This window comes from Streptomyces meridianus, assembly GCF_023703325.1.
Taxonomy (GTDB): domain Bacteria; phylum Actinomycetota; class Actinomycetes; order Streptomycetales; family Streptomycetaceae; genus Streptomyces; species Streptomyces meridianus.
The window spans coordinates 25,395-51,871 of record NZ_JAMQGM010000039.1; the positions used below are offsets into that span (position 1 = coordinate 25,395).

At 72.4% G+C, this 26,477-nt stretch carries 27 protein-coding genes and 1 pseudogene; 15 read left to right on the plus strand and 13 right to left on the minus strand.

Features of this window, described 5'->3' with window-relative positions:
- Window positions 1-28: 28 nt before the first annotated feature.
- On the plus strand, window positions 29-1,030 hold the full coding sequence (locus tag M1E25_RS18365; RefSeq protein WP_251416929.1) for a hypothetical protein: 1,002 nt from the start codon (window positions 29-31) through the stop codon (window positions 1,028-1,030).
- A gap of 62 nt (window positions 1,031-1,092) precedes the next feature.
- The gene (locus tag M1E25_RS18370; protein ID WP_251416933.1) at window positions 1,093-1,674 is read left to right on the plus strand and encodes a hypothetical protein; all 582 of its coding nucleotides are present in this window, start codon (window positions 1,093-1,095) and stop codon (window positions 1,672-1,674) included.
- 500 nt (window positions 1,675-2,174) lie between these two features.
- On the opposite strand, the gene M1E25_RS18380 is transcribed toward M1E25_RS18370, so the two are convergent.
- Window positions 2,175-2,912 (minus strand): DUF429 domain-containing protein, encoded by a 738-nt coding sequence (locus tag M1E25_RS18380; protein WP_251416935.1) that lies wholly within the window; start codon window positions 2,910-2,912, stop codon window positions 2,175-2,177.
- 236 nt (window positions 2,913-3,148) lie between these two features.
- On the opposite strand from M1E25_RS18380, the gene M1E25_RS18385 reads away from it, so the two are divergent.
- The 5 genes from M1E25_RS18385 (at window position 3,149) to M1E25_RS18405 (ending at window position 6,190) form a co-directional block, all read left to right on the plus strand.
- Window positions 3,149-3,400 carry a DUF397 domain-containing protein gene (locus tag M1E25_RS18385; RefSeq protein ID WP_251416937.1) on the plus strand — a complete coding sequence of 84 codons (252 nt, stop codon included), beginning with the start codon at window positions 3,149-3,151 and terminating at the stop codon, window positions 3,398-3,400.
- Window positions 3,401-3,521: 121 nt separating this feature from the next.
- Window positions 3,522-4,433, plus strand: coding sequence for a Sco1979 family transcriptional regulator (locus M1E25_RS18390; RefSeq protein ID WP_251416940.1), 912 nt, complete (start codon window positions 3,522-3,524; stop codon window positions 4,431-4,433).
- Between the two features lie 103 nt (window positions 4,434-4,536).
- A complete protein-coding gene (locus tag M1E25_RS18395) occupies window positions 4,537-4,794 on the plus strand; it encodes a hypothetical protein (protein ID WP_251416942.1) in 258 nt (85 codons plus the stop codon).
- Between the two features lie 203 nt (window positions 4,795-4,997).
- Complete coding sequence (locus tag M1E25_RS18400; protein ID WP_251416944.1) at window positions 4,998-5,366, plus strand: hypothetical protein; 369 nt, start codon at window positions 4,998-5,000, stop codon at window positions 5,364-5,366.
- An 89-nt stretch (window positions 5,367-5,455) separates the two neighbouring features.
- Window positions 5,456-6,190, plus strand: a complete 735-nt coding sequence (locus M1E25_RS18405) for an alpha/beta hydrolase (RefSeq protein ID WP_308290444.1) — start codon at window positions 5,456-5,458, stop codon at window positions 6,188-6,190.
- Window positions 6,191-6,266: 76 nt separating this feature from the next.
- Here M1E25_RS18405 and M1E25_RS18410 read toward each other — a convergent pair whose 3' ends face one another.
- Window positions 6,267-6,911 (minus strand): DedA family protein, encoded by a 645-nt coding sequence (locus tag M1E25_RS18410; protein ID WP_251416947.1) that lies wholly within the window; start codon window positions 6,909-6,911, stop codon window positions 6,267-6,269.
- A gap of 528 nt (window positions 6,912-7,439) precedes the next feature.
- Here M1E25_RS18410 and M1E25_RS18415 point away from each other — a divergent pair.
- Window positions 7,440-7,661 (plus strand): DUF402 domain-containing protein, encoded by a 222-nt coding sequence (locus M1E25_RS18415; RefSeq protein WP_251417143.1) that lies wholly within the window; start codon window positions 7,440-7,442, stop codon window positions 7,659-7,661.
- 131 nt (window positions 7,662-7,792) lie between these two features.
- Here the strand turns inward: M1E25_RS18415 and M1E25_RS18420 are convergent, their stop codons facing one another.
- Window positions 7,793-9,490, minus strand: coding sequence for an alkaline phosphatase D family protein (locus M1E25_RS18420; protein ID WP_251416949.1), 1,698 nt, complete (start codon window positions 9,488-9,490; stop codon window positions 7,793-7,795).
- A 107-nt stretch (window positions 9,491-9,597) separates the two neighbouring features.
- Window positions 9,598-10,287, minus strand: coding sequence for an HNH endonuclease family protein (locus tag M1E25_RS18425; RefSeq protein ID WP_251416952.1), 690 nt, complete (start codon window positions 10,285-10,287; stop codon window positions 9,598-9,600).
- 286 nt (window positions 10,288-10,573) lie between these two features.
- Here M1E25_RS18425 and M1E25_RS18430 point away from each other — a divergent pair, with 286 nt between their 5' ends.
- Window positions 10,574-11,410, plus strand: a complete 837-nt coding sequence (locus M1E25_RS18430; protein ID WP_251416954.1) for an ABC transporter permease — start codon at window positions 10,574-10,576, stop codon at window positions 11,408-11,410.
- A gap of 189 nt (window positions 11,411-11,599) precedes the next feature.
- Window positions 11,600-12,184 (plus strand): TMEM165/GDT1 family protein, encoded by a 585-nt coding sequence (locus tag M1E25_RS18435; RefSeq protein WP_251416956.1) that lies wholly within the window; start codon window positions 11,600-11,602, stop codon window positions 12,182-12,184.
- Window positions 12,185-12,230: 46 nt separating this feature from the next.
- Here the strand turns inward: M1E25_RS18435 and M1E25_RS18440 are convergent, their stop codons facing one another.
- Complete coding sequence (locus tag M1E25_RS18440; RefSeq protein ID WP_251416959.1) at window positions 12,231-12,893, minus strand: HAD-IA family hydrolase; 663 nt, start codon at window positions 12,891-12,893, stop codon at window positions 12,231-12,233.
- 397 nt (window positions 12,894-13,290) lie between these two features.
- A complete protein-coding gene (locus M1E25_RS18445; RefSeq protein ID WP_251416961.1) occupies window positions 13,291-13,815 on the minus strand; it encodes a GNAT family N-acetyltransferase in 525 nt (174 codons plus the stop codon).
- Window positions 13,816-13,931: 116 nt separating this feature from the next.
- Here M1E25_RS18445 and M1E25_RS18450 point away from each other — a divergent pair, with 116 nt between their 5' ends.
- Both M1E25_RS18450 and M1E25_RS18455 read left to right on the plus strand, forming a co-directional pair.
- Window positions 13,932-14,678, plus strand: coding sequence for a hypothetical protein (locus M1E25_RS18450; RefSeq protein WP_251416964.1), 747 nt, complete (start codon window positions 13,932-13,934; stop codon window positions 14,676-14,678).
- Window positions 14,678-15,631, plus strand: coding sequence for a hypothetical protein (locus M1E25_RS18455; protein ID WP_251416966.1), 954 nt, complete (start codon window positions 14,678-14,680; stop codon window positions 15,629-15,631). Before M1E25_RS18450 ends, M1E25_RS18455 begins: the two co-directional genes overlap by 1 nt.
- Before the next feature lie 113 nt (window positions 15,632-15,744).
- On the opposite strand, the gene M1E25_RS18460 is transcribed toward M1E25_RS18455, so the two are convergent.
- Entirely contained in the window at window positions 15,745-16,074 is a 330-nt protein-coding gene (locus M1E25_RS18460) for an antibiotic biosynthesis monooxygenase family protein (RefSeq protein WP_251416968.1), read from the minus strand.
- Between the two features lie 989 nt (window positions 16,075-17,063).
- Between M1E25_RS18460 and M1E25_RS18465 the strand changes: the two genes are divergently transcribed.
- A complete protein-coding gene (locus tag M1E25_RS18465) occupies window positions 17,064-17,672 on the plus strand; it encodes a hypothetical protein (RefSeq protein ID WP_251416971.1) in 609 nt (202 codons plus the stop codon).
- Window positions 17,673-18,080: 408 nt separating this feature from the next.
- Complete coding sequence (locus M1E25_RS18470; RefSeq protein WP_251417145.1) at window positions 18,081-18,863, plus strand: endonuclease I family protein; 783 nt, start codon at window positions 18,081-18,083, stop codon at window positions 18,861-18,863.
- A gap of 293 nt (window positions 18,864-19,156) precedes the next feature.
- On the opposite strand, the gene M1E25_RS18475 is transcribed toward M1E25_RS18470, so the two are convergent.
- Window positions 19,157-19,765, minus strand: coding sequence for a TetR/AcrR family transcriptional regulator (locus M1E25_RS18475; protein WP_251416974.1), 609 nt, complete (start codon window positions 19,763-19,765; stop codon window positions 19,157-19,159).
- A gap of 69 nt (window positions 19,766-19,834) precedes the next feature.
- Between M1E25_RS18475 and M1E25_RS18480 the strand changes: the two are divergent.
- Window positions 19,835-20,692 (plus strand): annotated as a pseudogene (locus tag M1E25_RS18480) (DMT family transporter); the annotation flags it as partial.
- Between the two features lie 30 nt (window positions 20,693-20,722).
- On the opposite strand, the gene M1E25_RS18485 reads toward M1E25_RS18480, so the two are convergent.
- Genes M1E25_RS18485 through M1E25_RS18505 form a run of 5 tightly spaced genes read right to left on the minus strand, consistent with a single transcriptional unit; the run spans window position 20,723 to window position 26,316 of the window.
- Window positions 20,723-21,571, minus strand: coding sequence for an ECF transporter S component (locus M1E25_RS18485; RefSeq protein WP_308290445.1), 849 nt, complete (start codon window positions 21,569-21,571; stop codon window positions 20,723-20,725).
- Window positions 21,568-23,217 (minus strand): ABC transporter ATP-binding protein, encoded by a 1,650-nt coding sequence (locus M1E25_RS18490; RefSeq protein ID WP_251416980.1) that lies wholly within the window; start codon window positions 23,215-23,217, stop codon window positions 21,568-21,570. Before M1E25_RS18490 ends, M1E25_RS18485 begins: the two co-directional genes overlap by 4 nt.
- Window positions 23,214-24,395, minus strand: coding sequence for an energy-coupling factor transporter transmembrane component T (locus M1E25_RS18495; protein WP_251416983.1), 1,182 nt, complete (start codon window positions 24,393-24,395; stop codon window positions 23,214-23,216). The genes M1E25_RS18490 and M1E25_RS18495 overlap by 4 nt, the downstream gene beginning before the upstream one ends.
- Entirely contained in the window at window positions 24,392-25,069 is a 678-nt protein-coding gene (locus M1E25_RS18500) for an SCO2322 family protein (protein ID WP_251416986.1), read from the minus strand. The genes M1E25_RS18495 and M1E25_RS18500 overlap by 4 nt, the downstream gene beginning before the upstream one ends.
- Window positions 25,066-26,316, minus strand: coding sequence for an SCO2321 family membrane protein (locus M1E25_RS18505; protein WP_251416988.1), 1,251 nt, complete (start codon window positions 26,314-26,316; stop codon window positions 25,066-25,068). The genes M1E25_RS18500 and M1E25_RS18505 overlap by 4 nt, the downstream gene beginning before the upstream one ends.
- Between the last annotated feature and the right edge of the window lie 161 nt (window positions 26,317-26,477).

Genomic DNA, 26,477 nt, shown 5'->3' on the forward strand with positions numbered 1-26,477 from the left:
GCAGGAACAACAGGGGGAACGCACACGCATGGCGAAGGAAGAGTTCGGATTCCGGCTGGGCGAGCTCGAGGAGCTGGAGCGGGACTGGAAGGCCGTGGGCAAGCGGGTCGCGGAGATGTCCGGCAAGCTCGGTGAGGTCAGGGAGACCGTCGCGCAAGCCGTCACCATCGATCTGGCGACGAGCGGACTGGCCGGTGTCGTCGGGGGACTCGGCACGGCCTTTCAAGTCCTCCAGGACGTCAAGGACATCAAGGCCCGGATGGACGGCCTCGCCGAGATCAAGGACAAGCTCGCGGAGGGCCTGGCCGACGACGGCCGGAAGCTCAAGGCCGTCGTGGACGCGTACACCGAGGCCGAACGCAAGGCTCGCGACGACCTCGACAAGGGCGGGAAGGACGACGACATCCCCGCGCCGCCGCGGCACGGCGGCTCCGGCGGTGGCGGCGCGTCCTCCGGTGGCGGGGCCGGCGGTGGCGGCGGCTCCGGGTCCGGCGACTACGGCGGCCGCGGTGACGGCAAGTGGCAGACCGAGGGTGACTGGGACGCCTGGTCGCCCGGCAGGACGCACCCCCGGACCGGGGCGGGCGTCATCGCCGAACCGGACCTGTCCGCGGTCTCGGGCGAGCGTCGCGAGATCCTCGACCGGGCGATGGAACGGGTCGAGCACCGCATCGGCTACAGCCAGTCGGCCTTCACCAACGACTACCGCGACGACTGCTCCGGGCTGGTCTCGGCTGCCTGGGGGCTCGAACCGCCGGGCCTGAACACCTGGGGCCTGATGGAGTCCGACGTCGCGCAGCCCATCACCAAGGACGACCTCCAGCCCGGGGACGCCCTGATCGCCGGGGATCACACCGTGGTCTTCGGCGGGTGGGCCGACGAGGCCCACACCAAGTACATCGGCATCGAGTCGAACGGGTCGCAGGGGCACGTCTCGCAGGTGATCCCGTACCCCTACTTCCCCCGCGACGTGGCGCACGAGCAGTCGATCGGCGCCCCGTACAAACCCTTCCGGCGGAACGACCTGTAGCCGAGCCGCACGTACCGACCGACCCTTCCATCCGTCCGCATCAAGCACCGGGAAACCCCACCATGTCTCGTCGCCTTCTCCTGACCGCAGCATCGCTGGCTGCCGCCCTGCTCACCCTCACCGCGTGCGGACCGGACGAAGGGTCCGACGACGCACAGCCCGCCACTCCCACCGCCACCACGAGTCCGGCCCCCACGGCGAGCCCGAGCGATCCGGCGACCAGCGCGGCGCCTACAGCTTCGGCGTCCGACCCGGCGGGCCTTCCCGCGGGTGACGAGGGCCCGTCGGCGGCCGACGGCTGCGCCGCCCCGTCCCTGCCGCCCGGGAACCGGGTGCTGGAGGTCACCGCGAAGCCGTCCGGCGGGGTGGTGAAGGCCCAGGCCACGCGGTACAGCTGCGGGATGAACGGCGGCAGCTACCACGGCGCCGGTGCGGTCAAGGCGTACCGGCTCGCCGGCGGGGCCGGCTTCGAGCTGGCGACCGACGGGGCGAAGCACCGCAAGGCATCCCTCGCCGAGGTGTCCCGGGTGATCGACGCGTGCGTGTCGAGCGCCGACGCGAACTACTGCCGCGACAACATCTTCACGGTGACGACGGACTCCTCCGGCCGCATCACGAGGATGAGCCAGGTCTGGCACTCGTGACGAGGGTCTGCGACGCGCCGGTCTTCGGCAAGGAGGGGCCCGGACGCAGCCGACAGGCAGGGGGAGCCGGGTGCCCCGCCCGGTTTCGGGCCGTGACCGGCCCCGTAACTCCGCGCGAGGTACGGGCAGGTGACCTGGACAGGCCGTCTTCGTGACGGGACGGTCATGTGAGTCCACGGATCCAGCGACCACCGACAGGATTGCCATCCCGCTGTCCTTCCGTCCCCGGTGGACGGCGGAGTCTTCGACCGGTGGTCCGGGGGCAGAGTTTCACGATCACCACGCGGTCTCCGCACAGTCGGCGGCAGTTCGTCCTCGTCGGAGGTGAACACGGTGACAGGGCCCGGCTGTCAGAGCGATCGAAGCCAGGGCCGCGTCGATGGCGTACTTTTGGCCGTGCAGTCCGGCTTCCTTGAGGAGACCCGTGGCCTCCCGGGCGACCGCCTCGGTGACGGGCTCGACGTGAATGCGTGATTCTCGAAGGCCGCCCGGGCCGGCCGTCATCCCCGGAACAGCTCCGGAAGACTGCCCTCCGGAGGCAGGTGGATCCAGCCCTCCACCTCGGCGGTCGGCCGGTCGTCGGCCGACGGCCGGGGCGTCAGGCCGAGGGCGGCTGCGCGGGCGACAAGGGCTGCGATGAGGGCGTCGAAGGCGTGCTCGCTCCGCTCGTACTGCTCCCGGGCCTTCGGCGAGCAGCTCAGGCCCGGTGCGGCGGCGAGAAGTTCGGCCAGGGAACGCTCCTTGCCGAGTCCCCAGCGCCGGCGGGCGGCGGACGGGTAGACCTCCACGACCGGGCCCTCCCCGGTCCGTTCCACAGGTCGCCCTCGTGAGGCCAGCTCATCGGCGAGATGGGCCCAGCGGGCCGTGGTGGCACCGAGTTTGTCGAAGGAGACCGAGAGGGGCGGGCGGCTTCCGCGACCCATCGCCCGATGAGTCAGCAGGTCGGTACGACGCAGGCGCAGCCCGGCCCGGTGCTCTCCGCTGTCGAGACCGCGCCCGGGCCATGGTGCGCCCGCCGCGTGTGCGGAGACCGCCTGCACGAAGGGGATCGGCCACCCGAAGGGGCAGTCGACTCCCACACGGTCATCCGGTTCCAGTCGCTCCAGGAGTCCGAGCAGTTCGAGGTCGGTGCAGCGCACTCGCGGCGCCGCTGCCACCGCGGTACGTCCCTCCCACGACACCACGGCCGCGGCCGTGTTCGGAGCACTTGCGGCCAGGTCGACGCCCACGGTTCGCATGCCCTCATGGTGACCCATGGCGAGCCTGATGAGGGCTTCCCGGGCGCGGGGGCGGGCCGACAGGCGTGCCTTCACGTCCGATCCGCCCCTGGTGGCAGTGCCTGCCCGGGCGAACACCCCTGGTGCACCCTGGTGTTGCAAGTACATCTGCAATTACAGTTGTAAGCACATCTGCAAGAACGGATGTGCCATTTACGGCGACGGGGGCCGATCAGCAACCCGAGAGGAGCCGGCGGATGTCGGAGTTCGGCAACGGGGTTCCGTCCACGCGGATCCAGGGCGTGGTCTGGAGGAAGAGCCGTCGCAGTGCCCCCGGAGGCAACTGCGTGGAGGTTGCGGCGCTGCCGGACGGGGAGTTCGCGGTCCGCAACTCCCGCCACCCGGAGGGCCCTGCGCTCGTCTACACCCATGAGGAAATGGCGGCGTTCATAGCCGGCGCCAAGGACGGCGACTTCGATGCCATGACCGGTTTCGTGCGAGCTCTGTGACGGACCCGCTCGCCGGATGAACTGTCCGTGCGCCTCCGGTCACACCTCGGGTGAGACTCTGTACCCGGAGGGGTGCAAATGCCAGACTGTCCGAACTGGTCAGTCTGGCAGGGGAGTTGGCATGACCGCGATAGTGCGGCCGAACGATGGGGAAGCGATCCGCCGTTACCTGGGTCAACCCCATGTCGGCCCCACGGCACTGCGCATCGTCCTCGGGGCGCAGCTGCGCAAGCTCCGCCAGGCCCAGGACATCAGCAGGGAAGCCGCCGGGAAGTCGATCCGCGCCTCCCACGCCAAGATCAGCCGTCTCGAACTCGGCCAGGTCGGCTTCAAGGAGAACGACCTCGGGGACCTGCTCACTCTCTACGGGGTCCGTGACGAGGGCGAACGCGGGGACTACTTCGCCCTGGCCCGTGAGGCCAACACCCCCGGCTGGTGGCACCGGTTCAACGACGTCCTCGAGGACTGGTTCGAACTGCACATCGGCCTCGAGGAAGCCGCCTCGATCATCAGGACCTACGAAGTCCAGTTCCTCCCCGGCCTCCTCCAGACCGAGGAGTACGCCCGCGCCGTCAGCCTGCTCGGGTACGCGGACGCTCCCCGCCGCAAGATCGACCGGCTGGTCGAGTTGAGGATGGAACGGCAGAAACTCCTGGCGCGCCCCGACGCCCCCCGCCTGTGGGCGGTGATCGACGAGGCCGCGGTGCGCAGGCCCTTCGGCGGTCCCGATGTCATGCGCGCGCAGCTGGCGCACCTGCTGGAGGTCTCGCAGCTGCCGAACGTGACCCTCCAGGTCGCGCCCTTCAACGTCGGGGCGCACGCCGCGGCCGGCTGCCCCATCACCATCCTCCGCTTCCTGGAGGCCGACCTGCCCGATCTCGTCTACCTGGAGCAGCTGACCAGCGCCGTCTACCTCGACAAGCGGGAGGACGTCGAGCAGTACACGCTGATCATGGAGCGGCTCGCCGCCGAGGCATCGACGCCTGCAGAGACGACCGCCTTCCTCAAGGGCCTCCTCGACGGCTCCGTCTGACCTCGCGGAACCCGTCGCGTCCGACGACGGCAGCGTTCCTCCCCCCTGTGCCGGGAAGTGGCGGCCCGCCACGTCCCGGAGGACAGTGAGGGGGGAGGTTCCCATGCACGAGCACGAACTACGGGCCGAGTACGCGCCCGCCGTGGAATCGCAGGACGATCCCCTCGCCGCTGACCTCGGACCGGTCAGGAACTGGCACATGGTGCGCGACGCCGAGACGACCGCGATGTGCGGACGCGAGCTGCGGCGCCGGGCCGCTGTGAAACCGGAGAGCGACTGGGGGCGCACCCGCGAGCGCTGCTGCCACACCTGCGGTGCTCTCTACCTGCGCGAGGTCCCGTTCCTCCACGAGGTCCCCTGAACGTCGCGCCGCTCGTTCCGCCCGCACGCCTGCCGTGGCCGCCCGGACCGGGCGCGAAGGCGCCGCAGGACGGCCCGACCGTCCACCACCCGCATCGGTGACAGTGGGGAGTGCCCCGCCGGATTACGGGGAAAAGGATCTCCCGCCCACCTTTCGGCGGCGGCCCCCGGCCCCGCCGGCCCTCGACGCCACGCGGAGGCCCTGTGCGAGTCGGACTGCTACGCCTGGTCGGAGCGGCGACCGCCGTGTACGGCATCGCCGTCGCCGCCAGACCCGGACTGCTCGCCCGCCCCTCGGGGCTCGTCGACGGATCCGGACGAACGGCCCCCGCCACCGCCACGTCCCTGCGCCCGCTGGCCTGGCGCGACGCGGCCAACGGGATCGCCATGGCCGTCGCCCCCGAGGGGGCGCCCCTGCGGGCCGCGGCCCTGCTGCGCATTGCCTCCGATTTCGGTGACGCCGTCCTGCTCGGCGCCACTCTGCCCGGCCGCGACAAGCGCCTGAAGGCCGTCGCCGTGTCCGTGGGATGGGGCGCGCTGTCGGTCGCCGGGCTGCTGCCGCGGCGCCTTTGACCCCGGCCGGGTCGGACGCAATCCGCAGCCGCGGCGGCCACGAATACCGCACAGGGGGACCGGCGCCGGCGAGGGGAGACACGAACCGCGTGAACGTACAGAGCGACGAACCGGGAACGCACCGGGCCCTGCGCCTGAGAACCTGCCCCGGGCCTGCCGAGGCCGGAGTGCTCCTGCTGCACGGCGGCCGCGCCGACGGCCTCGACGCCCCTTCCCTGCTGAACCTGCCCGGCCTGCGGATGCGCCCGTTCGGTGCGGCCGTGCTCCGGGCCTCGAACGGACATGCCGTCGCCCTCGGCGAGGTCCGCTACCGCCACCGCGGATGGAACGGCGACCGGGCCGACACCGTCCGCGACGCCCGTGCCGCACATGCCGAACTGACCGGAACGCACGGTCCGCTGCCGGTCGTCGCCGTCGGCCATTCGATGGGCGCTCGTGCGGCACTGCGGATCGGCGGCGACCCGGGCCTGAGCGGGGTGGTGGCCCTCGCGCCGTGGTGTCCGCCCGGCGAGCCCGTCGCGCATCTGGCGGGCCGGCGCGTGGTGCTCGTCCACTCCGACCGGGACCGGATCACCGATCCCGCCGGATCGCTGCACTTCGCCCTGCGCGCCCGGCAGGCCGGCGCCGAGGTCTGCCGGGTGGTGATCCCGGGGAGCGACCACGCCATGCTGCGCCGGGCCGCCGACTGGCACGGCCTGGCGGGACGGCTTGTGGCCGGGCTGCTGGGGCTCGCCGATCTGCCCGCCGACATCGCGGCGGCGCTGGCCATCGGCCGCCACGGCAACCATGGCCTGGCGCTGCCCACCCCACCACCTACGGGATGACGGCCGCCGCCGGACGGGCATGGGCACGGGCATGCCCCTGGGCAGTCGTCCGTGCCCGCCGGGCGGCGCCGCCTCGTCAGACCGTGGCCTCAGCCCTGCGCTGCCGCATCCTCGGTTGTCTGATGGCGTAGGCCGCGACGGCGCCGGCGAGGAAGAGGGCACACACCGAGACCGCCGTGGCGATCCACGTCGCCCCCAACCACTGACCGCCGAACCAGCCCAGCCCGACGCTGTACCCGGCCCACATCAGGCCGGCCAGCGCCGACCAGGGAAGGAATTCGGCAGCGCTGCGCCGCGTCGCACCGGCACCCAGGCTGACCAGCGAGCGCCCCGCGGGGGCGAACCGGGCGAGGACGACGAGCAGCCCGCCGCCGTGCGTCAGGGCGCTGCCGAGCCGGGACCGGGCGGTGGCCAGCCGGCGGGAGCGGGCGAGGACCCTCTCGATACCGGTGCCGCCGCGCCGGGCCAGCCGGTAGGCGACGAGGTCTCCGAGGAAGGACGCGGTGGCGGCGCACAGCACCAGCGGCAACAGGCCGGGGACGCCCGGCTGGTCGCTCCCCGGCACCCCGGCGGCGCTTCCGGCACCCGAGGCCGCAGTGGCCGCGGTGATCACGAGAATCCCGCTCGGCAGGACGGGCAGGAAGACGTCGAGGAGGACGGACACCCCGATGATCAGGTGGATCCAGGGCGCCTCGGCCAGCGGTCCCAGGCATTCGTGCAACGTCTCTCCCGATACGGTCCCCCGCCGCGACGGTCGCAGGGGAGCGGCTGGAGCGGCATCACAGCCATGCAGCGTACGCCTGCACCGACGGCGCGCCGCACTGCGGAGCCGGTGTTGCGAGGATCAGGGGCGGAGCCGCCGACACCGCCGCCCCGGCTGTTGCGACGGACCGCCGGATCCGGGGGCCTTGCGCAGACCGGTGACCGGCTGGGTCGCGTTAATGTCCTGGTGTGATCCGAGAGAGCTCCTCCGTGCTGGTCGACATCCGGAAGTACGACGGCAGCCTGAGCGCGCAGTGGACTGCTGACCGGCTTGGCGAAGACGAGTACGGTGTGTGGTTGAGCACGGCGCGCGGTGTGGCCGTCAGTTCGGCCACGGGCGGCTGGACCAGTCGATTCGCGTACGTGATGTCGGTCCCGTGTGGTGAGTGGTGGACGACGACGTTCTGTGCGGATCCGGGCCTTGAGATGTACTGCGACGTGTGCACGGTGCCCGAGTGGAACACGGATCGGGCCGTCCTTGCGCACGGTGGACCTCGATCTCGACGTCGTGCGGCCCATCGGCGGTGAAGTCCGGATCGAGGACGAAGACGAGTTCGCCGAACACAGCGTGCTCTACGGCTACCCCGAGAGCGTCGTCAGAACGGCCCGGCAGACCTGTGAGTGGTTGATGGATGCGGGCCGTCGCGACGGTGACGGCACCGAACCCTTCGCCTCGGCGTACCGCTACTGGCTCGCCCGCATCGGGTAGGCCGGGGGGCTGCCTCGCCGTCGATGTGCGTCATGGGCAGCATGATGCAGGTGCCCTCCGACAACGCCGGCTGCGCACGCCCGCGCCGACCGTCCGGGGCCGACCGTCCGGGGCCGGCCGGTGAGGCCCGGTCAGGTCACGTCGTCCTCGTACACCGTGCTGAGCCGGGCGGTTCCGCCGCCCTCGCGGTCGGCGCGGTCGAGACGCAGCCGGGCCCGGCGTCCCCGCAGGCTGAGCGTCATCAGCTGGTTCCCGAACCACGGGCCGCCGCTGCGCCGCCAGTCGATCTCCGGCGGACGCACCCGCCCGTGCCGGGCCAGGGCCCGGCCGACCCAGCGGCCGAACGGGCTCCAGCCGAACCGGAATCCGGCCTTCATCGTCGCGGGGACGCTGTTGTGCACGGGGGAGCAAGTCAGTTGCAGCACCCGCGACTGCGGCCGGTCCTCGCCCCGCCAGCGCGGTTCGGCGACGTAGGCGTGGTGCACGTCCCCGGACAGGACGAACACCCCGGCCGGCGCGTGCGGACCGCTGCCGACCTGCCGGACGAGGTCGGTGAGGTCGTCGAACGACTCGGGGAATGCCGCCCAGTGCTCCAGGTCGCCGGCCTGGCGCAGCTTCTCGCCGATCCGTGCCCAGCGTTCACCGCGCCGCCCGGCGCACAGCGCGGCGTTCCACTGCTCCGTGTCGTGGATGGCGGGCGGCAACAACCAGGGCAGGGAGGTACCGATGAGCAGGTGGTCGCAGTCCTCCGGTTCGCTCAGCGCCTGTTCGCGCAGCCAGGCCGCCGAGCCGGCGTCGAGCATCGCGCGTTCCTGTTCCGGCAGGACGCGGGCGGCGCGGCTGTCGACCATGAGGACCCGGGTGCGCCCGAAGTCGCGCCGGTAGCTCCAGCGGGTGCTGCCGGGGTCGGCGTCGGCGCGTTCGGCGAACTCCCGCAGCAGCGCGGTCCCGTCGTCCGATCCGGCGATCGCGGCGAGGAGCGGGTCGGCGTCCAGCTCCGCGGGCGAGAGGTTCCCCAGGTGCTGGTAGACCCAGTACGACATCAGCCCGGCCGTGATGCGTTCGTGCCACCAGCCGGTCCGCCGCATGCCGTCGAGCCAGGTCTCGCTGGTGTTCCAGTCGTCGATGACGTCGTGGTCGTCGAAGATCATGCAGCTGGGCACGGACGAGAGCAGCCAGCGCACCTCCGGGTCGAGCCAGGACTCGTAGTAGAGGTGGGCGTACTCCTCGAAGTCCGTGACCTGGTCGCCGGGGGGCTCGTCGAGGTCGCGTCGGGTCGCGATCCAGGCGCGGGTGCTGTCGGAGGTCTCGTCCGCGTACACCTGGTCGCCGAGCAGCAGCAGCACGTCGGGGCGCTGGGCGGCCGGGTCGGTGGCCAGGCGGTGCGCGAGGGTGTCCAGGGCGTCCGGGCCGACCGGGTCGTGAACGTGTGCCCGGCTGCTCAGCCGGGTCCCGGCTCCCGAGGGCGGGGCGGCCCACCGGCAGGAGCCGAAGGCCACGCGCACCTCGTCGCCCGACCCGGGGACGGGGGTGCGGATGGTGCTCACCGGAAGGGCGCCGGTGCCGTCGGGCGGGCTGTCCAGCGGCCACACCCGGTCGCCGTCCAGCAGGACCCGGTAGGCGACCTCCTTGCCGGGGCGCAGTCCCTCGACCCGGACCAGGGCGTAGTGGTGGCCGGCGACCTGCCACGTCCGGGCCGAGCCGCGGGCGCCGTCGTCGCAGATCACCTCCGCCACGCAGGCCCGGTCGGTCTCGACCCAGACGGTCACGCTCTCACCGGTCTTCCAGTCCACCTGCCGCAGCAGCGGTCCCAGGCGCAATCCGGCCATCGGTATTCCCTCCGTGCACGTCATCGCCCCGTACGGTACGGAACGACGGAGCGCTGTGGAGAGTTTCCGGCGGCCGGATTCCGCCGTTCAGGCAGGTGGCAGCGGCGTCAGCAGTTCTTGAGGACGTTGTAGAGGGCGTCCCGCTCCGCCTGGTCGACCGACAGGTCGTAACCGTGCTTGATGTCGACCCACATGCGCGCGTACATGCAGTGGTACGCGGACCGCGGCGGCAGCCACTCGGCCGGGTCCTTGTCGCTCTTGGACTGGTTGACATTGTCGGTGACCGCGATCAGCTGCGGCTCGGACAGATCGTTGGCGAAGGCCTGACGCTGGCTCGTCGACCACGAGTTTGCGCCCGACGTCCACGCCTCGGCCAGCGGAACGACGTGGTCGATGTCGACGTCCGAGGAGGCGTACCAGGTCGCGCCGTCGTACGGGGAGTACCAACTGCCACTGGTGGCCTGGCAGCTGGAGTTCGTCACCACATTGGTGCCGTCGCGCTTGAGGACCTGCTCGCGGGTGTCGCAGGTGCCGGACTGGGTGATCCAGTGCGGGAACAGGTCACGGCTGTAACCGCTGGTCGAGCCCTCGGCCTTGAGGGTGAGCTCGTACAGGTACGTGCGAGCGGTGGAGGCGGCGATCGGGGTGGGCGGTGCGGCCTGGGCGGGGGGTGCGGACAGCAGCAGGCTGCCCAGGACTCCCGCGGCGACGGCGGCGCCGGCCTTCACCAGCCGGCGTGGGACGAGAGAACGTCGACGCGCGTAGAAACCGCGGCGGGTCTCGGCTATGTGGGACATCGGAACTCCCTCTGGAAGTGGGGGTGTTGGGCCCCGGTGGCCCGGCAAGCGTTGCGGCGCCAGGTTGCGTGGGGGTGGGTGCCAGGTAACAGAGTGGCGACATGTTCACGTCATATCAAGAGGTCTGAAGGGATTGGCGTGATGTAGGAAATGGCATGACCGGGGGTTCGGGGGCGGAACGCCGAGGCGACGCGCACCCGGGAGCGTGCGGAGAAGCCCGCGTACGTCCCGGCGGCCCGGCACGATGATCCGGCCGGGGCCCGTCGCCCCCTCCTAGGATGAGGACGTGCACGCACACGCTCATCGCGCAGCGGCGGAGCCCCTGTTGCCGGTCGACGCCCCGCTCGGCTTCGTCCTCGCCGCGCTGCTGGTCGCCGCCGTCGGCGTCGCCGCACTGGCCCGGCTCCGGGACCGGGACGGGCGCAGCTACTCCACCGCCGTCGCCGTGGCCGGCGTCCGGGCGGCCGTGCAGCTGGCCGCCGTTTCCTTCCTCATCGGCTGGGTGGTCAGCGCTGCCGGGCTGCTGTTCGCCTTCCTGCTGCTCATGCTGGCCGTCGCCGTCCGGACTGCGGGCCGGCGCGTCACCCGCAACCACACCTGGTGGTGGGCCGTCGTCCCGGTCGCCGCCGCAGTGGTGCCGGTGGTCACCGCACTGCTGCTCACCGGTCTGGTTCCGGTCGACGGCATCGCACTGATCCCGATCACCGGCATCCTCATCGGCGGTGCGATGACGGCCACCACCCTCGCCGGCCGCCGCGCCCTCGACGAACTGCACACGCGCCGCGGCGAGGTGGAGGCCGGGCTGGCACTCGGCCTCCTCGACCGGGACGCGCGGCTCGAGATCGCCCGGCCTGCCGCATCCGACGCTCTCCTGCCGGGCCTCGACCAGACGCGCACCGTGGGGCTCGTCACGTTGCCGGGCGCCTTCGTCGGCATGCTGCTGGGCGGGGCCTCCCCACTGGCGGCAGGGGCGGTGCAGCTGTTCGTGCTGGTCGCGCTGTTGGCGGTGCAGGCGGTGGCGGTGGCGCTGGTGATCGAACTCGTCGCCCGCCGCCGCCTGCACAGGGCCGAGGAGGGCCACGCGCGGAGGTCCCGTACCCTGGGGGCAGCAGAAGGGGAGTAGTCCTTCGCCGGACCGTCGACATACTGCCCGGCCCCTCGTCAGGGGATCCGGGCCGGCGCCCGGGGGCGTGCCGCGTGCGGCACGCCGACGAGACCTTCGGTCCAGTGTCCCGACGCTGCCGTGCCGAAGCGATCCCCTGACCGGAGCGCTGTCGGTGCGGTGGCCCGACCGATTGAGGAACATCACCGCGTGCTCAGCTTCGCGATCATCGCAGTCGTCTTCGGCGTCGTCTTTCTCGCCGAGTTGCCCGACAAGACCGCCCTCGCCGGACTGGTGCTCGGCACCCGCTACCGGGCTTCCTACGTCTTCGCGGGGGTGGCCGCCGCCTTCGCGGTGCACGTCGCGCTCGCCGTGGCGGCGGGCAGCGTGCTCACCCTGCTTCCGCACCGGCTGGTGCAGGTGGTGGTCGGCGTGCTCTTCCTGGCCGGCGCGGCGGTCCTGCTGTTCCGGAAGGGCGGCGACGAGGAGGAGGACGCGCCCGAGCCGGAGGGGCAGAGCTTCTGGAAGGTCTCGGGTGCCGGCTTCTCGCTCATCCTGGTCGCCGAGTTCGGCGACCTCACCCAGATCATGACGGCGAACCTCGCGGCCCGTTACGACGACCCCGTGTCGGTCGCCGTCGGCGCCGTGCTGGCGCTGTGGGCGGTGGCGGCCATCGGGATCCTGGGCGGGCGCACCCTCATGAGGTTCGTGCCGCTCACCGTGGTCACCAGGGTGGCGGCGGGCGTGATGGTCGCGCTGGGGGCGTTCAGCCTCTACGAGGCGGCGGCCGGCTGACCCCGTCGTTTTTCGACCGCCGGGAGGCGGCCCGGGGGCCGCAGGGTCAGTCGTGCACGTGCACGGTCAGGGCACCGTCGGCGCAGGCCTCCACGCGTACCTGCTCCAGCGTCGCGACCTGGGCCGTCGGACCGTGTGCCGAGGCCCGCGGTCCGACGCCGACGACGCGCATCCCCGCCGCACGGCCCGCCGTGATGCCCACCTCGGAGTCCTCGAAGACGATGCAGTCCTCGGGTGCGTACCCCAGTTCGGATGCGGCCTTCAGGAAGCCCTCCGGGTCCGGCTTGCTCGCCCCGACGCGCTCGGCGGTGACCCTGAGGTGCGGTATCGGCAGTCCCGCGGCCCCCATCCGGGCCTGCGCGAGCCGCTCGTCGGCGGAGGTCACCAGGGCGTGGGGAAGCCGCTGGAGGGAGGCCATGAAGGCGGGCGCACCGGGCACCGGCACGATGCCCGCCACATCGGACGTCTCCTGTTCGAGCATCCGCCGGTTGTCCTCGTGGTTGAGGGCGGCGGGGCGGTCCGGCAGCAGGACGGCCATGGTCGCGTGGGCCTGCCGGCCGTGCACGTGCCGCAGGACGTGATCGGCTTCCAGACCCTGCTCGGCGGCCCACCGGCGCCAGCACCGTTCGACGACGGCGTCGGAGTTCACGAGCGTGCCGTCCATGTCGAGCAGGAGTGCGCGTGCCGTGAGGGGCCGTACGGGCGTCATCAGGTGGTGCTCCAGGCGGTGACGGGAGGCAAGTGGTTCCGCCCGCCGGTCAGGGATTCGCGGGCGGAACCACTTTGTTCCTCCAACATACAAAAACCCGGGGCGGTGCGCCAGACCCCCGGGCGATCGGATGTGCGGATCCGGTCATCCGCAGCGAGAACCGGGGATCGACACGGCCCGGGAACCGGAGGGAACGCGGCGCGGAGGCGTCGGGAAGGGGCGGGAAGGCCCTACGGCTCCCGCGTCCTCGCCTCCGGATACCGCCGGGTGTCCGCCCCGTAGACCCCGCTCCGGTCACCCCGGATCTTGCACTGCGACTGGCAGACCCCCGGCGCTCTGCACAGGCTCGGACACCACCGGGACGCACGTGTTCCACCCGCCCCGGCACGAACCGCAGTCAGCCCGTGAGCTCCTTGGCGAACCAACGCTGCGCGTAGCGGCGGCTGTTGAAGGCGGGCACCTCCGCATAGCCGTGCCGGGCGTACAGGGCCCGCGCCTCCACGAGATCGTGCCGGGTGTCCAGGACGATCCGCTCCGCCCCCATCCCGCGCGCGGTGTGTTCGGCCTCGGCCAGCAACCGCGCCCCACCGCCGCATCCGCGTCGCTCCCGGCGGACGAACACCCGGCTCAGCTCGGCGGTCCGGTCCCGGTCGTCCACCAGCCGGATGCCCGTGCACCCGGCCGCCTCCCCGCCGTACCGGGCAACCAGCAGTACGCCCTTCGGCGGCTCCAACTCCGCGCCCGTTTCCTCGGCCAGGCACCTCGCCAGCTCCTCCGGCGCCGTCCGGTGCCCCTCGTGCAGCAGGTAGTACCGGTCGCTGACCTCGGTGTAGTAGTCGCGGAACAGGGCGAGGGCGTCAGCGGAACCGACCGGCTCGCGGGCAACGCCCCAACTGGCCTCGAAGGTCGTGGTGTTGGTCATGGATCCGGATTGTCGCACCGCAGCAGGGTCCGGATCACGCGTGTTTGGCCCGACGCTGTCCGGCAACACGGAGGAACAGCAAACCTCCGAGGAGGGTCTCGACGGGAAGGCATCCCATGTCCACCGGAGTCATCATCATTCTGGCCCTCACGGCCGTCGTCATCCTCGCGCTCGTCTTCGCCCGGCCGGCGACGCGCGGAGGCGTCGGCGGGGGCCTCAGAAAACGGTTCGGCCCCGAGTACGAGCGGACGCTCGCCCGCCACGACGGCAACGACAGGGCGACGAAAGCCGAACTGCGTCAGCGCCTCAAGCGGCACGGCAGGCTCCGCGAGAAGCCGCTGAGCCCTGAGGCCCGGGAGCAGTACGTGGCCCAGTGGGCCGGCGTGCAGGAGCAGTTCGTCGACTCGCCCGCCGCCGCGGTGGCAGCGGCCGAGCAGCTGCTCACCCGCCTGATCCACGACCGCGGGTACCGGGCCGAGTCGCACGAGGACCGGATCGAGGCGCTGTCCGTGCACCGCGCCCACCACGTCGACGGCTACCGCCGAGTCCACGCCGTGGCCGGCCGCGTCCACGAGAGCAGCACCGAGACCGAAGAGCTGCGGGAGGCTCTGGTCCACGCCCGCGAGCTGTTCGAGCAGTTGGTGACCTCCGGCCCGCGCGACGGCAAGGCCTCGGCCGAGCGGACCGCCTCGCACAGCACAGGGGACATGCGACCCGCCGCCGGTGAACCCACCGGTGGACATGGTGAATTCGCCGGGCAGCCGCGCGGCGAACAGCACATGACGACCGGCGAACAGCACATGACGGCCGGCGAACAGCACATGACGGCCGGCGACCAGCACATGACGAAGGGCGGTGCGTGATGACAGCGCGTCCGGAGGAACGGTCCGAGTTCGATCCGGTGGCCGAGCACGGCAGCAGCCCGGAGAAGCCCTTGCTGCGCTCCGACGAGCACGTCGGCGAACCGGCGGCGAAACCGTCCGGAAAGCAGTCCGGTGGCCTGCTCGACAAGCTGGGCAAGCACGTCGGCATGGGTGCCGGGAGTCACCCGGGCAAGAGCGTGAACCGGCGCACTGACGAGGGGGTGGACAAGCGTCCGGACGAGCGGACCCTGCGGGAGGAGAGTCGCGAGCGGCACACCCGCGAGACCGGTCCGGTTCCTTCCGGCGAACCCGGCGCGCCGGCCCGGCCGGGGTCGCATGCCGGTGCCGCAGGTCAGCCGGGGCGCGACGCCGAGCGCATGGCGCCCGAGCAGCCGCCCGCGGACCCGCGGGACGAGCATCGCGGAGCGGACCGGCACACGGGGTCGCAGCCGGTCGACGCCGGGCACGCCCTCGCCGAGCGCATGGCAGGCACGACGCGCGACGGGACACTCCCGGCGCAGCGCACCTCCCCGCCCGGCGGCGACGGGCACCCCGGGCACGCGCCGCACCACGGCCACGAGGGTTCCGCCCCGCCGCAGGACCCGCCTGCCGGCGGCGACCGGGACTTCGGAGCGGACGCCCGTCACGCACACCGTCCTCACGGAGCGGACGACGTTCCGGGTACGGCCCCGGTGCTGGCCGACCGCGCCGGTGCTGCGGAGAAGCGCCTGCATGAGGCCGTGACGGGGTTCGTCGACGATCCGCGGAGTTCCGTGGAAGCTGCCGACGCCCTGCTCGAGGAGATCGCCACAGTCTTCACCGAGGCGCTCGCGGAACGCCGTCGCGCCCTGCGCGACGGCTGGCACGGCGGCTCCGAGGTCACCGACACCGAGGACCTCCGATCGTCGCTGCGGGGCTACCGCGACCTCGTCGCGCGCCTGCTGCACGTCTGAGAGATCCGGCCGGCCGCGCGCAGTGGCAGCGCGGTCCGGAACGCCGATGCGCCGGCGCATCGGCGTTCCGTGGTGCCGGGCGCGGCGGAGAGGGCCGGCCGGGGAGGCCCGTCTCAGCCCTTCGGCGCCGCCTGCTGCACGACCTCGAACGACCACAGCGTCGAACCGCTCGCGGCCGGCTTCGGACGCTCCTGGCCCTCGCCGCCACCGCCCCGGTGGGCCGCCTGCATGGGGCCCTCCATCCACGCCTGGAAGTCGGCCTCGCTGCGCCAGCGCGTATACACGAGGTACTGGTCGGTGCCCTCGACGGGGCGCAGCAGCTCGAACCACTCGAACCCGTCCGAGTTCTCGACCGCCCCGGCCCGGGAGGCGAAGCGCTTCTCCAGGACCTCCCGCTGCTCGTCCGGCACGGTCAGTACGTTGATCTTTACAACACTGGGCACATGACACCTCTCACCAAGAGGGCCCCGGGCTGGGGCCCTACCTCGACCATGTGCGTGCAGTCTCTTACATCAGGCAGTCCAAGCGTCGGGACGACGGGAGCGAGGCTTCCCCGGAGTCCCAGCGGGAGAAATGCGCTGCCCTGATCACGGCCAAGGGCCCGGTGCAACCGGGCGAGTGCCGGACTGGTTCCGGGCCATGGCGGGTTGGTGGTCAACCGGGAGCCGGTGGACGAGGTCGTGAGCCGGGCCGTGCGGAACCGCTTGACCGCCATCGACCCGTCCGACCCGGACGACCTGGAGTGGCCGGCCGTGGCGGCCCGGCGGTTCGCTGCCCGGGCGACACATCCGGCCGGGACGCGGAACTGGCAGCCGCCAAGGCTGATTTGGAGCATGTAAGCGCTGCCCTCCGGACGTTGTTCCAGGACCGTCAGGACGGCGTGTATGGGGGCACCGTGGGCCTGGAGATGTTCTTGGAGGGGAAGGCATGGAGGCTCACGAGGCCCGTACGGCCGTGCACGTGGCCTTTCTGGAGGCTGCCGCCAGCGGTGCCGTGGAGATCCCCACGGAGTGGACGGAACCGGGGGAGGACCCGGTGGGAGAGGGCTCCCCCTGGGCCGCCTGGGACCTCCAGGAGCGCCGGGAGTCCTGGCGTTGTTCCTGGACCGTGTGTCCATCACGAAGGCCATCGGTCGGGGCCGGAACGCGAACACGGCGGACCGGGTCCGGATCACGTGGGCCCAGACGCCGGAGGCCGCAGAGTGACCGCCCGCATCAGCGTCCGACGGGACGCCGAACCGGACTACGCCCTGGCGGCACCGGCCGTCCGCGGGGGGTGACTCTTCGCGGCCGACGTAACCGGGCCTGTCGGGATGCCGTTAGTGGGGGTGGCAGCCGTTCGAGTGCTGCCGCACATCATCGTCGGGGCGGAGCGGCGCGGACGCCTAGCGCAGTGCCACGGCGCACCCGACCGCAAGACACCGGAGCCAGCGATGAACCGCATCACGACGAAGCCGCAGCGGAAGACGGTGCTCAGGGCAGCAGCCGTCGTAGGCGCGGCGGTACTGGGGCTGACGGCCACTGCCTGCGGCGGGAACGACGACGACGCGTCGAAGGTCTCGGAGGCGTCCTTCCCGGCCGCCTCGTCGTCCGCTCCGCGGGAGAGCGAGGCCGCGCCCACGGCCTCTGCACAGGACCCCTCCGGCGCGCCGTCCGGTGAGGAAGAGGCGTCGGACGAGGCCGCTCCGTCCGACTCCGCCGCCCCGAGGCCGTTCGTCCTGAGCCAGGACGAGGAGCCGCAGGCGAAGGAGGCCGACCGCCGTCCGGACAAGCTGGTGCTCTCGGAGTTCACCACGGTCGACCGCATCACCTGGACGCAGTGGCGGGAGGCGGACGCCACGGGCACCGGCGATGTCACGGGCACGTGGTGCCTCGAGACGTGCCAGGACAAGCCGCTGAAGGGCACCGTCACACTTTCCGACCCGAAGACGGTGAACGGCAAGCGCTACTTCTCCGCCTACACGCTGCAGTTGGCCGACGGCACGAAGAAGACGTACGAGACCGAGGACCTGAACGGCAAGCGGCAACTCGCCACCCCCTGAGCACGGGGCCGGGCGGTTCCACGGACGGGCGGGGGAGCAGCGCACGGCTGCTCCCCCGCCCGTCGGTGGATCGTTCGCGTTCCGCCCAGGATCCTGCATGGTGCGATGATCCGCCACCGGAACGGGTGCAGCCGTCGATCCTCCGGCTCCCGGGGGATGCGGCCGCCGGTTGTCCCGAGCGGCGGGGGTCTCTCCCGGTGTTCAGCACGTCGCACACAACCGCCCCCGGACTTTCACATCGTATGAATAATTCGATGGAATGCTTCCCCCAGGCCGAGCAACGGCCCGTTGGCAGTCGCCGCCAGCCCCCCACCTCCGCGGCGACGTCACCACCCGGGGAAGGGAAAGCCCGTGCACGTTGCCCGCACCATTCGCAGAAATCCCCTGATCGTCGTGGCCGGCGCCGTCATGGCGACCCTCACGGCACTGACCCCGGCCTCCGCGGTGAGTGCCCCGAAGCCGGCGAGCGCCGCCGCGCCGGCAAGGGCCGCCACCGTCACGCCGTACGACGACACCTACTACGCAGGCGCGCTCGGCAAGTCCGGGCAGGACCTCAAGGACGCGCTCCACGGGATCATCAGCTCCCAGAGCAAGTTGACGTACTCCCAGGTGTGGGAAGCGCTCAAGGACACCGATGAGGACCCGAACAACAGCTCGAACGTGGTCCTGCTCTACACCGGCCGTTCGCAGAGCAAGTCCACCAACGGCGGTGACGCGGACGACTGGAACCGCGAGCACGTCTGGGCCAAGTCGCACGGCGACTTCGGCACGTCCACCGGCCCGGGCACGGACATCCACCACCTTCGCCCCACCGACGCGTCCGTCAACAGCACGCGCGGCAACAAGGACTTCGACAACGGCGGTTCGCAGGTCGGCGAGGCCCCGGGCAACTACACCGACGCGGACTCCTTCGAGCCCCGCAACGCGGTCAAGGGCGACGTCGCCCGCATGATCCTCTACATGGCTGTCCGTTACGAGGGCGACGACGGCTTCGCCGACCTCGAGCCCAACGACTCGGTCAACAACGGCAGCGCCCCCTACCACGGGCGGCTGTCGGTCCTGAAGCAGTGGAGCACCCAGGACCCGCCGGATGCCTTCGAGAAGCGGCGCAACGAGGTCATATACACCACCTACCAGCACAACCGGAACCCGTTCGTCGACCACCCGGAGTGGGTCGAGTCGATCTGGTGACGCGGTGACCGCGGCGCCTTTCCCCACCCGGACGTGCGGGGAAAGGCACCGTCGTGCGCGGCGGGTCCCGCGCGGGCCGTCGCGGGACCGGCATCCCGGCGCCCGACCGCGCGCCACCCGGGGCGAGAACCGACCGGATCCCTCGTCGTGCCGCTTGCCCCGGCACGGGTGGCTGCCGCAGCGCACCGTTCCGGGCCATTCCGCCGCCCGCTCGTCCACAGCGGCCCGCACGACACGCTCGATGCGCACGGCCGCACTCCAGGTGCCTGAGCCCGGCCCTCCGGACAAGGCGACTACGGCTTGCCGGCGGTGTTCCGGGCTCCGGTCATCAGAAGCTGCGCCTGGTGGCGGGCGTGGCCGATCGGGTCGGGGAACGTTTTCATCCCGTGGGCGACCAGGGCCCCTTCGTGCAGCAGGGTCAGCGACCGGCCGAGCTGCGTCGCAGCCGTCGGAGTGATCTCCCGCGCGAGATCGGTGAACAGCCCCAGCATCCACGCCTTCTGGCCGGTGATCACGGCGTGGGCCGGGTGGGACGGGTCGCTGATCTCGGCGTGGGCGTTGACCATGCTGCACCCCTTGGGGCTGCTCTCGCCCATCCAGGCCTTCGAGGCGTCGAACACCGCCGTCACCTGGTGTACGGGTCCCGGTTCCGCCTCGGCGAGCCGACGGGCGAGGAAATCCCGCCAGCGCTCGTCGCGTTCGGCAAGGTACTCCACCACGACCTGGTCCTTGGAGCCGAAACGGTCGTAGAGCGTCTTCTTCGTCACCCCCGCTTCGGCGGCAATGAGGTCCACTCCCACGGCGTGGATGCCGCGTTCGTAGAACAGCCGGGCGGCTGCCTCCCTGATGCGCAGCGCGCCGGGGGTCATGGCGATTCTCTGCACGGGTCCCGTCCTCTCCATGGCACCAGGGTATACCGATCTGTATAGTCACTGGGTATACCGATCTGTTTACACGTTGTGGAGGTGCGCGTGAACGTCCTGCTCCCGGCCGCGTTCGTGCTGTGCTGGAGCTCCGGGTTCATCGGCGCCAAGCTCGGTGCGGGAAGCGCCGGGGCGATCACCCTGCTGATGTGGCGCTTCGTGCTCCCGGCCGTCCCCCTGCTGGCCTGGGCCGTGCTCCGCCGCTCCTCCTGGCGAAGACTCGGTATCCGGGACCTGGCCCGGCAACGGGTGATCGGCGTGCTGTCGCAGAGCGGATACCTGTTCACGGTCTACCACGCGATCCAACTCGGGGTTTCCAGCGGGACCACCGCCCTGATCGACGGCACCCAGCCGTTGGTCGCGGGGGCACTCGCGGGCCCTCTTCTGGGGCAGGCGGTCACCGGCCGCCAGTGGCTCGGGCTGCTCTTGGGGCTGACCGGAGTCGCCGTCGTCACGACGGCCGACGCCTCCGCCGGGTCGGGTGTCCCCGGGTTCGCCTACCTCGTCCCGTTCCTGGGGATGCTCTCGCTGGTCGCGGCCACCTTCCTGGAGGGCCGCTCGCCGGCCCCGGTCGCACCGGCGGTGGCGATGACGATCCACTGCGGTGCCAGCGCGGTCGTCTTCACCGTTCTCGCGGGTGCCACCGGCAATGCGGCGCCCCCGGCCGAGCCGGTGTTCTGGACTGCGGTCGTCTGGCTCGTCGTCCTGTCGACCTTCGGCGGCTACGGGTTGTACTGGCTCGTCATGCGCCGTTCGGGCGTCACCCGGGTGAATGCCCTCATGTTCCTGATGGCTCCGGTCACGGCGGTCTGGGGCGCCCTGATGTTCGACGAGCCGTTCGGCGCCCGGACGGCCGTGGGCCTCGTGATCGCCCTCGCGGCCGTGGTCGTCGTCCACGGCGGGGCGCGGACACCGCGGATGCCCTGTGCGGGCGCGTCAATCGGTTCGCCACACCGCGGTCGCGTCGAAGGCGGCACGACGGGTCGCGCGGCGCAGCGCCTTGAGGACCGTCGCCCCGAGGGTGAGGGTCAGCACCACGGTCAGTGCGGCGCGCGGCAGGTCCCACCCCAGTGAGGTCGCCAGGCAGTACGCCACGAACCGCACCAGGTTCTCGTGCACCGGATCGCCCGGAACGAACGACACCCCCGTGCCCAGGCCGCCGATGTACGGCCAGCCCTGGAGGTTCATGACCGTGCCGTAGAACACCGATGCGGCAGCCCCGTAGACCGCAAGCATCCACAACTCGCCCCGGCCGCGCAGCCGGTGGGGTCCGGGCAGCAGACCCGCGCCCATCGCCACCCAGCCCATGGCAAGCATCTGGAACGGCATCCACGGCCCCACCCCGCCGGTCAGCAGAGCCGAGGCGAACATCGTCAACGAGCCCAGCACGAAGCCGAATCCGGGACCGAGCACCCGCCCCGAGAGCACCATGAGGAAGAACATCGGCTCCAGGCCCGCCGTGCCCGCTCCCAGCGGCCGCAGCGCCGCACCGGCCGCCGCGAGTACGCCCAGCATCGCGATCGCCTTGGCGTCCAGCCCGGGGCTCCCCCCGGTCGGTCCGCCGCCGGGCGCGTCCGCGATCGTCGCCATCACCACCGCCACGAGCAGCGGCAGGACGACGGCGAACAACCACGGCGCGTCCCGCGAGTGCGCCACCAGGCCCGACGCCGAGTCCGCCAGCAGCGGCCAGCCGAACGCCACCACCCCGACCAGCGACACCAGGGCCAGCGCTGCCACCGACAACGGCCCGAGGCGGACGGCGCGCACCTGCCTCCCGGCACTCATCGCCCGGCCTCCGTTTCCGTCTCCGCCTCGGCCGCTGCGTCCGCCGTCAGGGCGTCACGCACCTGCACCACGGTCAGCCAACGCTGCGGGGTGAGAACCTTGGCCACCTGCGGGGCGAACGCCGGCGAGGAGAGGACCACGTCCGCCGTCGGACCGTCCGCGACGATCTCGCCGTCGGCCAGGATCACCACCCGGTGGGCGAGTTCGGCGGCCAGTTCCACGTCGTGCGTCGCCAGCACGATCGCGTGCCCGTCGGCCGCAAGCCCGTGCAGGATGCCGGTGAGGCGCGCCTTCGCCGCGTAGTCGAGGCCGCGCGTCGGCTCGTCCAGCAGCAGCAGCGGAGGCCGGGCGGTGAGCACCACGGCCAGGGCCAGAGCGAGGCGCTGTCCCTCGGACAGATCGCGCGGGTGGGTCGCATCCGGTACGTCCGGCAGCAGCCCGGCGACCAGCGTCCGGCAGGTGCCGGACTCCGCGCCGCCGTCGGCGTCCGCCGCCGTGCACTCCGCCGCCACCGTGTCGGCGTACAGCAGATCGCGCGGCTCCTGGGGGACGAGTCCCACCCGGCGGATCAGTTCGCCCGGACGCGTGCGGTGCGGGACCGCACCGGAGACCGTGACGGTGCCGGCGGACGGCGCGTGCAGGCCCGTGAACGCCGACAGCAGCGTGGACTTGCCCGCTCCGTTGCGTCCCATCAGGGCGACCGTCTCCCCGGGGAGCACCCGCAGGTCCACTCCGCGCACGGCCTCGGTCCTGCCGCGCCGTACCGACAGCCCCTCGGCTGCCGCCACGGGAGCGGCGGACGGAGGCGCAGCGACCGCAGGCGGCGCGAGCGGCGACAGCCGTGCCCGGAGTTCCCCGGCGCTGCGCCGGGCGTCCCGCACCGACAGGGGCAGCGGGGACCAGCCCGCGAGCCGGCCGAGGTCGACCACCGGCGGGCGCACGGGGGAGAGCGCCATCATGTCGGCGGGTGTCCCGGCCACCGGTGGGAGGCCGGGGCCGGGCAGGACGATAACTTGGTCCGCGTACTGCACGACGCGCTCCAGCCGGTGCTCGGCCATCAGGACCGTGGTGCCCAGGTCGTGCACCAGCCTCTGGAGGACGGCCAGTACCTCCTCGGCCGCGCCCGGGTCCAGGGCGGACGTCGGCTCGTCCAGCACCAGGACCCGCGGGTGCGGGGTGAGTACCGACCCGATGGCGACGCGCTGCCGCTGGCCGCCCGAGAGGGTGGCGATCGGCCGGTCCCGCAGTTCGGCGAGGCCCAGCAGGTCGAGGGTCTCCTCGACGCGGCGGCGCATGACGTCGGGGGCCAGGCCCAGCGACTCCATGCCGTAGGCCAGTTCCTCCTCGACGGTGTCGGTGACGAAGTGCGCCATCGGATCCTGCCCCACCGTGCCCACCACGTCGGCGAGTTCACGCGGCTTGTGGGTGCGGGTGTCGCGGCCGGCCACTGTCACCCGGCCGTGCAGGACACCGCCGGTGAAGTGCGGCACGAGACCGCTGACAGCCCCCAGCAGGGTGGACTTGCCGGCGCCCGAAGGCCCGACGAGCAGGCACAGTTCGCCTTCGGGCACCTCGAGGTCGGCTCCTCGCACCGCGGGCTGCACGGCGCCCTCGTAGGTCACCGACAGCTGCTCGAACCGGATCATGGTGCATCCTTCGGTGGCGGTGGCGGTGGCGGTGGCGGTGGCGGTGGCGGTGGCGGTGGGGGGACTGCGCTGCGCGCCGGCCGCGGGGCGGTGAACGCCGGCAGCAGGCCGAGCAGCAGGGCCGCAGCCGGCCACAGCGGCAGCACGGGCGCCTCGAGTGGCACGACGGACGGGTTGAGCACCGCGGGATCCCGCCCCGAGAACCAGATCGTCAGGGCCGCGGCCGTCACTCCGGAAGCGCTGACCAGCCAGGCCCGTGCACCCCATCGGTCGGGCCGGTAGCGGCTGCGCACCGAGCGGCGCCCGCCGAGTCGCAGCCCGACGAGGGACGCGGCCGTCCCGGCCAGCAGCAGGGGCAGCCCGAAGCCGGCGCCCTGAGCGGCGAGCAGCCCGTAGCTTCCGGCGCAGACGCCGAGCAGGCCGCCGATCACCAGCGTGTTGGTCGTGTACCGGACGGCCGGAGGCACGGCGGCCGTGCGTCCGTAGCCGCGGGCGTCCATGGCGGCAGCCAGCGACACCGAGCGTTCCAACGCTCCTTCCAGCACGGGCAGTCCGATCCGCAGAACGGCCCCGATCCCCTTGTCGGACCGGCCGCGCAGCCGCCGTGCGGAGCGCAGCCGGACCACGTCGGCGACGAGGTTCGGGGCGAAGGTCAGGGCGACGACGACCGCGACGCCCGCCTCGTACAGCGCGCCGGGCAGGGACTTGAGCAGCCGGGCCGGGTTGGCCAGGGCGTTGGCGGCGCCGACGCAGGCCAGCAGGGTGGCCAGCCGCAGCCCGTCGTACAGTGCGAACACCAGCCCCTCGGCGGTGACCCGGCCGCCGATCCGCACCCCGCGCGCCCACGCGGGAAGCGGAACCTCGGGCAGGGTGAACAGCACGCTGCTGCCGGGGATCGGGGATCCGAGGACGACCGAGAAGACGAGCCTGATGGCGATCACGGCCAGGCCGAGCTTCAGGAACGCGCCGTAACTGCGGGCCCAGGGCGCATCGGTGCGACGTGCGGCGACCACGTACCCGGCGACCGCGGTCAGCAGCGCGAGCAGCAGCGGGTTGGTGGTGCGCGACGCGGCCGCGGCGAGGCCCAGCGCCCAGAGCCACCAGGCACCGGCGTGCAGGGCGTTGCTGCGCGTCGCCTCCGGTGCCCGCAGGGACCGCAGTCCGTTCCGGGGAGTCATGCGCGGTTGCGGCGTGCCTGCCACACGGCCGCCCCGCCGAGGGCGAGGACCGCCGCGATCCCGGCCAGCACGCCGCCCGACGGTCCGGACGCGCTGTCGCCGGCTGCGTCGGACGGAGCGTCGGAGTCCGCGGACCGGCCGGTTCCGGAGCCGCTGTCCGAACCGCCGTCCACCACCTGCTCGCCGCAGCCCCGGCGCGGGTACCCGCCGATGGCGCACAGCATGGCGGAGGAGTCGTAGCGCAGCGGCTTCGCGACGGCGGCGAGCGCCTCGGCGCTGGTCGCGTCCACCGGGACCCGGGCACACGCGGTGCGGGACTCCGGCGGGGTCTCGCCCTGCGGAGCGTCGTGCCGGGTGCCGAAGTCGAGGACGAACGCCACACGCTTGGCGCCCTTCTCGGCCGGGGTCCCGGAACAGACGGCTTCGAAGGCCCGGTCGTCGCGCGGACGGGCGGCCTCAGCCGAGTTCTCGCTCACCGCGAACCGGAAACCCTGGACGTCGCCGTCCTCGGGCCGCAGGCTCGCCGGGCCCTCGGTCGCGTACGCCCAACTGCCCTTCTCCTGCTGCCAGAAGGACCAGTACCGGTAGCTGTCGGCGTGTGCCGGCGCGGCGGAGGCCAGGACGAGCGCGGCGCCGAGCGCAGCGCCCGCCGTCCGTATCCGTGCGGCTGTCATTGCCTCTTCTTCCGGGCGCTGAGCACGAACCCGATGCCGGCCCCGGCGATCAGGCCGGCGCCGACGAGCCACCAGACGGTCCGGGAGTCCGCGCCGTCCTCCTCGGCCTCACCGGCGGTGCCGGACACCGGGCCGAGCGACTGCGGCTGCGGGCCGGTCTCGCTCAACTGCCGCACCAGGTCGGTGCCGCCGAACGCCCGGGGGTTCTCGCCGGCGGCGCGGGCGGCGAGTACCAGGACGGCGATGCCGGCCGGGTTGTCCTTCGTCCACGTGGAGGAGTTCTTCTCGAGCCAGGCCAGGGACGCCCGGGCGGCGTCCCTGTGGCCGCCGGCAGCCAGCGCGATGACGGCTTCGGCGGTGTTGGCGTGGTCGGGGACCGGCTTGTCGGATCCGGGGGCGACGGCCTCGAGGTGCTTGTCCTTCTTCAGGGCTGCGGCGAGGTGGTACGAGGCGCCGGCCGCGGCCTCGTCGGGCTCCCGCTGGTCCTTGGAGTCGGCGGCGCCGCAGTCCAGCGGCTCCACCTCCTCGTTCTTCGAGCCGGCCGGCTCGACGATCATGTTCTTGCCCAGGCCGGCGAGTGCCGCGGCCGCAGTGGCGTCCAGATTCGGGGCGAGCTTGCCGGACTTGTCCGGCTGGTAGGCGAACGCCCCCTGCTCGGAGCCCTTCCGGCCGCAGCCGAGCTGGAGGTCGAGCAGCGCGTCGTAGGGAGACTTCTTCTTCCCCGCCAGGACGTCCTCCGGGTCTTCGTCCGCCGCGGTCAGCGCGCCGATCACGACCGAGGTCGAGTTGGCGTCGCTCGGTCCGCCGGGCAGGTAGCCCCAGCCGCCGTCCTTGTTCTGTACCGACTCCAGCCAGCCGACGGCCGCGGACATCTCCTTGTCGTGTCCTCCGAGCGCGGCCAGTGCCTGCACCGCTATGGCGGTGGAGTTGCTGTCGACCTGGGTCTTCTTGTCGCACGCGGCCTTCGCGTCCGCCCGGTAGGCGGCGAAGGCGCCGGTGGCGCACTGCTGGCCGGCCAGCCAGTCCACCGCCTTCTTGGCCGGGACCGCGCCGGCCGCGTCCTGTGCGAGCAGAGCCAGCGACTGCCGCCACACACCGTCGTACGTCGGGTCCTCGGAGCCGAAGAGACCCGCGGGCAGCTTCGCGGACGGCTTCGGCGACCCGGACGCGGCGGCGGCCGCGGGAGCAGCCACGGCGCAGAGCACGGCGGACGCGGTCAGAGCAGCGAAACTGCGGCGTACGTTCATGGCGGGCGGGTGCCTTTCGGTGGGCGGTGTGCGCCGGGCACGGCCGCCCCCGGGCGGTCGTGCCGCGGGGTGCCACCGGGCTCAGCTCCGTATACCTCGACGGGGCCGCTCATCCGGCACGGCCGGCGGGCGGGAGCCTGTTCGTGCCCGGACGGGTGCTC